The 8,952-nt window shown below is 38.8% G+C and carries 12 protein-coding genes; 4 read left to right on the top strand and 8 right to left on the bottom strand.

What is annotated here, in order from left to right; all coding sequences use genetic code 11:
• Positions 1 to 173: 173 nt before the first annotated feature.
• The 7 genes from VIM94_RS01660 to VIM94_RS01630 all read right to left on the bottom strand — a co-directional run bounded on the left by VIM94_RS01660 (position 174) and on the right by VIM94_RS01630 (position 5,100).
• Entirely contained in the window at positions 174 to 815 is a 642-nt protein-coding gene (locus VIM94_RS01660; RefSeq protein WP_332037553.1) for a hypothetical protein, read from the bottom strand.
• A gap of 313 nt (positions 816 to 1,128) precedes the next feature.
• The gene (locus VIM94_RS01655) at positions 1,129 to 1,359 is read right to left on the bottom strand and encodes a hypothetical protein (RefSeq protein ID WP_332037552.1); all 231 of its coding nucleotides are present in this window, start codon (positions 1,357 to 1,359) and stop codon (positions 1,129 to 1,131) included.
• 88 nt (positions 1,360 to 1,447) lie between these two features.
• Positions 1,448 to 2,272 (bottom strand): GIN domain-containing protein, encoded by an 825-nt coding sequence (locus VIM94_RS01650; protein ID WP_332037551.1) that lies wholly within the window; start codon positions 2,270 to 2,272, stop codon positions 1,448 to 1,450.
• A 56-nt stretch (positions 2,273 to 2,328) separates the two neighbouring features.
• Positions 2,329 to 2,481 (bottom strand): hypothetical protein, encoded by a 153-nt coding sequence (locus tag VIM94_RS01645; RefSeq protein ID WP_332037550.1) that lies wholly within the window; start codon positions 2,479 to 2,481, stop codon positions 2,329 to 2,331.
• Positions 2,482 to 2,499: 18 nt separating this feature from the next.
• Entirely contained in the window at positions 2,500 to 4,236 is a 1,737-nt protein-coding gene (locus VIM94_RS01640; protein ID WP_332037549.1) for a PspC domain-containing protein, read from the bottom strand.
• A complete protein-coding gene (locus VIM94_RS01635; protein ID WP_332037548.1) occupies positions 4,229 to 4,573 on the bottom strand; it encodes a PadR family transcriptional regulator in 345 nt (114 codons plus the stop codon). The genes VIM94_RS01640 and VIM94_RS01635 overlap by 8 nt, the downstream gene beginning before the upstream one ends.
• Before the next feature lie 5 nt (positions 4,574 to 4,578).
• Positions 4,579 to 5,100 carry a DUF4870 domain-containing protein gene (locus VIM94_RS01630; protein ID WP_332037547.1) on the bottom strand — a complete coding sequence of 174 codons (522 nt, stop codon included), beginning with the start codon at positions 5,098 to 5,100 and terminating at the stop codon, positions 4,579 to 4,581.
• A 141-nt stretch (positions 5,101 to 5,241) separates the two neighbouring features.
• Here VIM94_RS01630 and VIM94_RS01625 point away from each other — a divergent pair, with 141 nt between their 5' ends.
• From VIM94_RS01625 to VIM94_RS01610, 4 genes are all read left to right on the top strand, one after another.
• A complete protein-coding gene (locus VIM94_RS01625) occupies positions 5,242 to 5,697 on the top strand; it encodes a DUF4442 domain-containing protein (protein ID WP_332037546.1) in 456 nt (151 codons plus the stop codon).
• Between the two features lie 28 nt (positions 5,698 to 5,725).
• Positions 5,726 to 6,526, top strand: a complete 801-nt coding sequence (locus tag VIM94_RS01620; protein ID WP_332037545.1) for a TIGR00266 family protein — start codon at positions 5,726 to 5,728, stop codon at positions 6,524 to 6,526.
• Between the two features lie 129 nt (positions 6,527 to 6,655).
• Positions 6,656 to 6,853 (top strand): hypothetical protein, encoded by a 198-nt coding sequence (locus VIM94_RS01615; RefSeq protein WP_332037544.1) that lies wholly within the window; start codon positions 6,656 to 6,658, stop codon positions 6,851 to 6,853.
• A gap of 370 nt (positions 6,854 to 7,223) precedes the next feature.
• On the top strand, positions 7,224 to 7,901 hold the full coding sequence (locus tag VIM94_RS01610) for a hypothetical protein (RefSeq protein WP_332037543.1): 678 nt from the start codon (positions 7,224 to 7,226) through the stop codon (positions 7,899 to 7,901).
• Positions 7,902 to 7,991: 90 nt separating this feature from the next.
• Here VIM94_RS01610 and VIM94_RS01605 read toward each other — a convergent pair whose 3' ends face one another.
• A complete protein-coding gene (locus VIM94_RS01605; RefSeq protein ID WP_332037542.1) occupies positions 7,992 to 8,951 on the bottom strand; it encodes a LysR family transcriptional regulator in 960 nt (319 codons plus the stop codon).
• Position 8,952 lies beyond the last annotated feature (1 nt).

Below are 8,952 nucleotides of genomic sequence, written 5' to 3'. Positions count from 1 at the left end.
AAAGAATCGATCATTTTATTATTATTTGAATTTCGTTCAAGAGCTTGTGGCCAACGTCTCGTATAAAAACTGTGCGAGCTGGCGAGCGTGATTGTCCGCAGGACAATCCGCTAAGCTAGCGAGCAATAAGTTTCGATTTGAGACTGATTTAAGCATTGTTTTTATACATTGTTCTAAGCAGTTTTTTTCCGATTCTTGATTATTAATGTGATTATTAGTCCGAATATTCCTAAAACCACGAGAAGCTCAATTTTAAAAAGATTCATCATTTTGAAAAAATCGGAACTTCCTTTGAATTGCTCAATATTCCTATCCTCAGATAAGAAGATTGATCGAAAAAAATAATCCGAGTCTACAGTTTCTTCTTTGGCATCATTTATATAATAAAACATATATAAATTATTCTCCAAAAGATAAAGCTCTGCTGAATATACTGGAAAATTATTTTCATCTTTTAAAGTATACTTTCGGCCTTGATATCCGCTTTTGGTAATGTCAGATTTTGTTTCCTCACTATTCGGAAAACTTTTCTTTACTTGAGAAACTGCATTGTCGTAAAGCTCGTAAAGCTCTTTTGGATCGGAAGGCAAAATAGATTGTTCTATTACTGACTTGCTACCAACATAATGAACTCCGTTTAATTTTGCGGATAATTCGTAAATTTCTACTCCGCTATCTATCGAATCAAATAAACTGGCATTCTTAACTGGTAATTTGAATTTGGCGAAAGAATCTAATTGGTAACCAAACCATCCATTATTTTGAGAAAATGATTGGAACGAAACCAGTAATAAAATCAAGTAAATTTTTTTCAAGATTGGTCTTTATTTAAAATTGCTTAGAACGTGTTATATCCTCTATATTTCCCTCACCAATCCCATTACAATAAGGAATAAAGCTATTCTTCCGGGATTTTGGTTTTTGAAACTCTAGGTATTGATCTTAATTAGGTAGGGTGCTGCTAATTTAATAAAATTTTTAGAAAATATTAAGAATTGTGTAAAGGTGTTAATGGAGGGCTTTATCAGGTTGGGGAAGTGAGGTTTAGGCAAAAAAAAAGAGGAAAGCAAAAACCTTTAGGTCCCTGTTTTCCTCTTAACACCTATAGAGCGGTGTCTATAGCTTGATTTAATTGTCGATCTTGACCTTTTTCTTTACTTCACCGTCATCATCGGTTTTGATCTTGATTTTCTTGTCGTCGGTCTTTACTTTTATCTTTTCATCTTTCACTTTCACCTTGGCATCTTCTTCTTCCATGAGTTCTTCCATCTCTGATTTTTCTTCTTCCTGTTCCCGGCAGGAAACCAGGGAAAGCGTAAGGGCCATAAATAAAAGCCCGGTTTTAAACAGATGTTTCATAGTATTAAGGTTTTAGTTTTCAGGATAAATGTAAGAAAATAGCAAGGGCGCCGGAGCAATTTTAAGCTTTCTTAAAGAAAATCAAGGCTTAATGTTCTTTCTTCTTCAGCTCTGCTTTCTCGGTAAATTCCACGAGCTCGATCGCGGGGTCACCGTAAACCTTGACCTGGCTGCGGTCTTTAGCAGTGAGTTTCAGCTTACCGGTTACCTGGACTTCATTTTTTGAGCGACCCTCGGCGGTAACCACAGCATTCTCTGCGGTGAGCTTACTGCCTTTAAAATTGGTAGAATGCTCGCTACGGAGTTCAAATTCCCCGGTTTCCCCTTCTATTTTAGCGCTCGCTTTTTCATATAGATCTGCCTTAAAGATTGGCGAATAGACCAGGGCTTCCAGGTCGCTGGAATTATTAAGCTGAAAATAGGTGTTACTCGCGGTAAGGTTTAATTCAGTTTTACTTTTGTCATTTTTATAAAGATTAAAATCTCTTGCCGTTAAAGTGAGAAAGGCTTTGGCTTTTCCGTTAATATGCACTTCTACATCCTGCAAATACAGGTCTTCTTCAGAATATAACTCAACATTATCAGTGATTAGAATTCGATCTAAGCCTTCCGGAAAGCTGAGTATGATTTCGAAGGACTTACTGCTTTTTACCGGTTTACGGCTTTTTATAAACAGGGTGTTATCTACGATATCTGTCTGGATAAGGCTGTGCAGGTTATCATCGGCCTCTACTTCCATATGAGCGCGATTTCCTTTTTTAAGCCCCACTTCAAAATCTCCCTGAATTTCCACGGAAGTGAAATCTTTTAAATTAGTTCTTTCGGTGGTAACATTTCGGCTGCCTTTTACTTTTTGAGATCCACAGGAATACAGGCTGCCCAGAACAAGAAATAATAAGAGTAGTTTTTTCATTATATCAGATTGAATTCTAACAAATATAAAAAAAGCCTCCCGCTTGGGAGGCTATCTTAACATTTGTAAACATTTGAGTCGGTTGGTGGAGTCTCGCATTCTGCAGAGACCTCCGTTCGATCGTGTAGGGGCGGATCTGTTGCTACTTCCTGCTGAAAACCAAGTGCGGCCAACAGCATATTGATTAATATATTTATCAAGGTAGTCATCGTTCCTGTTTTTAATTATTATGAGATAGTTATCCTGCCGTCACCAATTTTTATGGTTTTTTTAAACCTGGAAGTTTTGGCCTGGCTGCTGTCCTGTTCCATTCGGGCATTAAAGTCGTCGGCCTCGTCCCATTCATCGCTGCTTTCCATTTGGGTTTCGTTACTATCCTCCGGAAAAGCTTCCATGGTATCATCAAATTCAGGCGTTGGGCAATCCAGACAAATGCTTCCATCTTCGGTTATTTCTACATAATGACCTTCTTCCCCGCGGTTAAGGATATCATTCCAATGGAAAGAAGAGATATTCTCATCGGCAAATAACCTGCTTCCTTCAGGCAGGAAAAGAGTTAATCTCACTTCCTGATCCCGGTAATCATTTTCTGAAGGCGTTGTGAAATAAGCATCCAGCAGCAATTCATTGCCGGAAAAACTTGTACCGTAGTCAATATTTTCGGCATATTCACGGGAGTCATTATAATCTTTACCTTCCGCAGATCTGATTATCTCTAACCTGGCTACAGAATCCCTTGTGGATTTAATAGTTAATCTTACATCGGAACTATAAAGTACCTTATTATCATTTTGGTCATACTTTATTTTGAAATCGCTATCTCTATGGATATAAGGCGAATAATCAGGGTTATTTCTCATTCTAAGGTATAAAGTGTCTTGTGCGGTGATAGCCAGGGTTTTGGAATTTACCTGTTCGCCTTCATAAGCACGGTCTGCAGCTTGTTGTATTCCAAAGGTGATCAGTCCTAAAATGGCTAATAGCCATAAGCCTAATAAGACCAGTTTTGCCATGGTGCCAATCGGTTTCAACCTTTTTACCAGAATTTTAAGTCCAAGGGTGAAAAGGAAGAAAAACGGAATTCCTACTGCCAGAAAGCTTAGTAAGGAAAGTACCCACAGCGGGGCACCACTGGTAACCATTTCAACATAGTCACTCCAGGGCGCATCAAATAATCCAAAAGTGCCCACGGTAAACAATCCTATAAAAAGAGCTATTAGGGTGGCCCCTGCAACCAGTAGTATCAATACACCTACAAGTTTCACGAATACATTAACTAGGAATCTTAACACGTCCCCAAGGGCAGTTGCTGCCGATCCGGCGCCTTCTCTGGCCTTGTTTCCGTATTTATCGTAGTCTATATCCTTCACCTTTCCGGTAACATTATCGAAACCCTCACGAATTTTTTTTTCAATGTTGCTTATGGTAACCTCTTCCCCGCGCATGGCGAGTTTATCGGCTGTGGTTTTTGCTTCAGGAACAAAAATCCACAGCGCTAAATAGATAAGGACAAAAGCTCCACTGGAAAAAATTGTAAGCAGTATCCACAGCAATCTGATCCAGATGGGTTCTATGTTAAGGTAATGTCCAAGACCCGAAGAAACCCCTCCTACATAAGAGTGTTCGGTATCCCTGAAAAGTTGCTTTCCTTTAGAACCTGTAGTGGTCCTTGTGGAAGGTTCGTCTTCAAAGATTTCTTCGTCCACCATATAGTCTTCGGGTTGCCCCATGATGGCGATAACTTCTTCAACTTCTTTCACGCTGATTACCTGACGATCGTTTTGGATCTTTTCGTTGAAAAGCTCGGCTATTCGGGCCTCTATATCGGCAATGATTTCTTCACTGCCCTGGGTAGTAGTAAAAGATCGTCTTATGGCATCCAGATAGTGCTGAAGCTTTGCATAGGCGTTTTCATCAATATGAAAGAAAATACCTGCCAGATTTATATTTACGGTCTTATTCATGATTCTTGTTTTTTTGATTGGTTACAATACTTACTGCGGTTTGTAATTCGTCCCAGGTGGTGGTTAGCTCCTTTAGAAAAAGCTTCCCTGTTTCTGTGAGTCCGTAGTACTTGCGTGGTGGTCCACTACTGGATTCTTCCCAACGGTAGGTGAGAAGGCCAGCGTTCTTTAATCTGGTAAGCAGTGGGTAAATGGTACCTTCTACTACCAGCAGTTTTGCGTTTTTAAGGGTGTCCAGGATTTCGGCTACATAAGCATCTTCGTCTTTCAGGACAGAGAGAATGCAGTATTCCAGAACCCCTTTGCGCATTTGCGCTTTGGTGTTTTCAATCTTCATAGCCTTTAGTTTTGAGTGTTGTTAAACTGTTCATTTTCTGATTGATGGTTTGATGAATGATTATTATTTGCTCCTAAAAAATTAATACTGAGCGGGTATTTGTAAGTCTTACCTTCACTGGCCTTGATGGCGGCTTGCACCACCGCAAAAATCTCGAGGATAAAAAGCCCCAGAAGTAGCGTGAGTACACCCCCCAGGATTAACCCGAAAGGAAACAGCTGGGCAAGTTCTCCCAGATTAGGATCGTCTTTAAAAGGAAAGTGTGTGCTCTTCAAACTTAATTGAATTCCAGTGAATACCATTCCTGCAATTCCTCCCATAATTAATACTATAAAGTAAAGGAAGATGCTGATCTGAAAATTAAGCGCTTGTTTCCCGTGATGGTCTATAAATTTATTTTCTCTCCGTATTAACCATAATACAAGAGGAAAGATGAAATTCCCTAACGGAATAAAATACTTGGTAAAAGCCGATAGATGTAACAGACTTGCCAGGGTTCGGTCTTCTTTTTTGATTGCTGAGTTCATAACCTATTAATTTATAATACAAATATATGGTTAAAAGAAGGTATTATGCAACACATAGTACCTAAATTTAACTTTTAATTAAGAAAAGACTGCTGGCGGTATAATGTTTAATTGAATAATTTAGGGAGAAAATAAAATGATATGTCTTTTACACCCGGGAAACTCAATGCTTATTTACTCACTAATCTTCCAAGCGCCTGGATAACAGGAGTACGGGTTAAACATATAGATGCCGATTCCTGTAAGGTTGGGGTAAAGCATAGTTGGATAAACCAGAACCCTTTTAAGTCTATGTACTTTGCGGTACAGGCCATGGCAGCAGAGCTAAGCACCGGTGCCCTGGTTATGCAACAAATAAAAGCCAGTAATAAAAAGGTATCTATGTTGGTCGCTCAAAATAAAGCAGTCTTTACAAAGAAGGCTAAGGGGAAAATAATTTTCACTTGCGTAGACGGTCATTTGGTAAACCAGGCTATAGAAAGCACAATCGCTAATGGGCAAGGAAAAACTTTCTGGATGAAATCTACCGGTCTGGACGAAACTGGAGAGGTGGTTTCAGAATTCGATTTTGAATGGACAGTGAAGCTTAAAAGTTAGATTTTTATATCAACCAAAAAGAATTAAAATGAATGCACATGAAATAGATTACCAGATATATGGGGAGGAAATGCAGTTCGTAGAACTGGAGCTTGACCCACAGGAAGCTGTTATTGCTGAGGCCGGGAATTTTATGATGATGGATCAGGAAATTCAAATGAATACAATTTTTGGAGATGGCTCAAAACAAAATGAGGGCTTCCTCGGAAAAGTACTTGGTGCCGGAAAACGCCTGCTTACCGGTGAAAGTCTGTTCATGACGATCTTCACCAACGAGGGCATGGGGAAGAAGAAAGTGAGCTTTGCTTCACCCTATCCGGGAAAAATCATACCTATAGACCTTACCCGATATGAAGGTAAATTTATCTGCCAGAAAGATGCTTTTCTATGTGCCGCCAAGGGAGTTTCTATCGGAATAGAATTTAGCAGGAAGCTTGGACGTGGATTTTTTGGTGGGGAAGGATTTATTATGCAGAAAATTGAAGGCGATGGGATGGCTTTTGTACATGCCGGTGGTACCATGACCAGGAAAGAGTTACGCGCCGGAGAAAAACTCAAAGTAGACACGGGATGTATTATTGGTTTTACCCAGACGATTCAATATGATGTGGAATTCGTAGGAGGCATAAAAAATACCATTTTCGGTGGGGAAGGTTTATTCTTTGCCAGCTTAACCGGACCGGGAACAGTTTATATACAAAGCCTCCCATTTTCACGACTGGCTAACAGAGTTTTGCAAGCGGCACCTCAGGCAGGAGGAAAAGATAAAGGCGAAGGTAGCATCCTGGGCGGACTGGGGGATGTCCTTGGAGGAGATAGACGTTTTTAGGTGTTAAATGAAATAAAATACTTAAACAATTCAAAAATATTCCTTATCTTTAGGCAGTTTAAAATCCACCGCTTATAGCAAATTTCTACGCTTTAATTAACCTATCTAATAACTTAAACAGTTCAAATTATGGCGAGAGCGATGTTTGAATACACCAAAACTGTACTTGACAAAGTTAGTTTTGACCCGGTGTTATTTTGCAAAGAAGTAAGAAAAGCTTTGCAGCGCCTTTTACCTCATGAGATTGAGGAACTTAGAATCTGGATTGAAGCCTTAACCCGCAAAAACCCGGAACTGAATCAATGTTTAATCTATTTAAATCCATAAAAGAAAAAGCGGCTCGAAAGCCGCTTTTTCTTTTATAGTTGAGTCTTTGGAATTAAGTTTGGGAATGGATTGCCTTACAAAATTTAGTGCTTAATTTATAATTAATAAATCTCACTTATTTTATTTTTTAATTATAATAACTTTATTTATAAGTTATATATTCCGGTGTTTTTCTTAAATATTTAACAAATCTTTTATTTTTTTTGTACCTTACATGCTTCTAACTGGATTTAAGCATAGTTCCGGTATTCCCTACCTTTTATCGTTAAGATTACTGCTAAATACTGAGTTTAATTCAGGTAGTTAAATTTTTGGGAATATTCCGAAAAGCCAAATCAATTCTGAAGTAGGAGAAACTTAACCAATCACTATGAAAATTATTTTTAAAATCTTTTGCGTATTTTACCTAAGCTTGTTTCTTGCAAGTTGTTCAACAGATGAAAATCCTACAATCCTGGCGGCTACAGTACCTAGCGTAAGTCTGGAGACAACCAGTTCCAATGTTGAAAAAACCTATACTACTATTGAAATTAGTGGGACTGTTGATGATGATGGGGGAGACCCTGTTACTGCCCGTGGTACCGTTTGGAGCACCAGTCCTAATCCAGGTTTAAATGATGATTTTACCACAGAATCAACTGCAAGTTTTACAAGTTTAATCGAAGGTTTGGATGCCAATACTACTTACTACTTTAAAACTTACGCTACAAATGCAGAAGGTACAGCCTACAGTAGCGAAGAATCTTTCACTACAAATTCTTTAGGCGGGACTACCTGGGATTTTCATGTAGTTTACGATCAAAATACCTCCTGGCATGGGGATGTGGTTTTTAATACAGATGGAACTGCGGTTTATGATGAGCCTTCCTCTCCCGGAACTTATCTTACCAATGGTACCTGGGTTTTAAATGGTAATAATCTTATTTATGATTTTGATAGCTCTGATCCTGGCAATGTCACTTATACCGGTACTCTGGAAATCGAGGATATGAGTGGGGTTTTCGATTATCCTAATCACCAGGGGACCTGGTCTGCAGTTGAGTATTAGAATTACCGATCTATAAAATAAAAAATGGCTGTATGAAAAAAATCTTTTTTCATACAGCCATTTTTTATGCAGGGGTTTCCAGATGAAAATTTACAGCTGGACTTCCTTTTTGCTGGAATTTAACGGACTTATGATTTCTACATTCTGAAATGCAATTGCACCTTTTACCACACCTGCGATAGTGGTTCGAAGAGCTTCAATGATCTGTATTTTAAGTTCGCTACGATTATAAATAAGACTAACTTCCCTTGCCGGTATGGGATCATGGAACATTCTTAAATTTCCCTTTTCAGAATCTTTAATTTCAAGGGTGTGTAAATAGGGCAGGAGCGTCATTCCCAATCCCTCATTAGAGAGTTTGATAAGGGTTTCAAAACTCCCGCTTTCTAATTGAAAGTGATCTTCATCATAATTCCGGGTGGCCTTACAAAGGTTTAGGATTCCGTCTTTAAAGCAATGCCCGTCTTCCAATAAAAGTATATCGTCTATATCAAGATCTTCAACCTCGATCTTTGTTTTTTTATGCAATCTATGGGATGGAGGGATGTATCCCACAAATGGCTCATAGTAGAGCACATTTTCTTTAATTCCGTTTTGTTCCAAAGGAGTTGCAGCAATTGCAGCATCCAGATGTCCTTCGCTTAACCGTTCTATAATTGACTGCGTGCTTAACTCTTCTATTTTTAATTTAACCTTTGGATATTTTTTTATAAAATTACTGATGAACATGGGCAATAAGGTGGGCATTATGGTTGGGATAACTCCCAGCCTGAAGATTCCTCCTATATAGCCTTTTTGCTGGTCTACAATATCCTGGATCCGGTCACTTTCATTCACAATATTACGGGCCTGATGTACGATCTTCTTTCCGGTTTCTGTAAGCTGAATCGGTTTTTTGCTTCTATCAAATATTTGTACATCCAGTTCTTCTTCGAGTTTCTGGATCTGCATACTTAAGGTAGGCTGGGTAACAAAGACCTTCTGTGCTGCTCTGGTAAAGTTTTTATGTTCGGCAACCGCCAGGACGTAATGTAATTGCGTTATGGTCATA

Origin of the sequence: Salegentibacter sp. (assembly GCF_036568425.1) — a bacterium.
Taxonomy (GTDB): domain Bacteria; phylum Bacteroidota; class Bacteroidia; order Flavobacteriales; family Flavobacteriaceae; genus Salegentibacter.
Note: the sequence above shows the minus strand (reverse complement) of the source record. Positions and strands in the feature narration are given on the sequence as shown.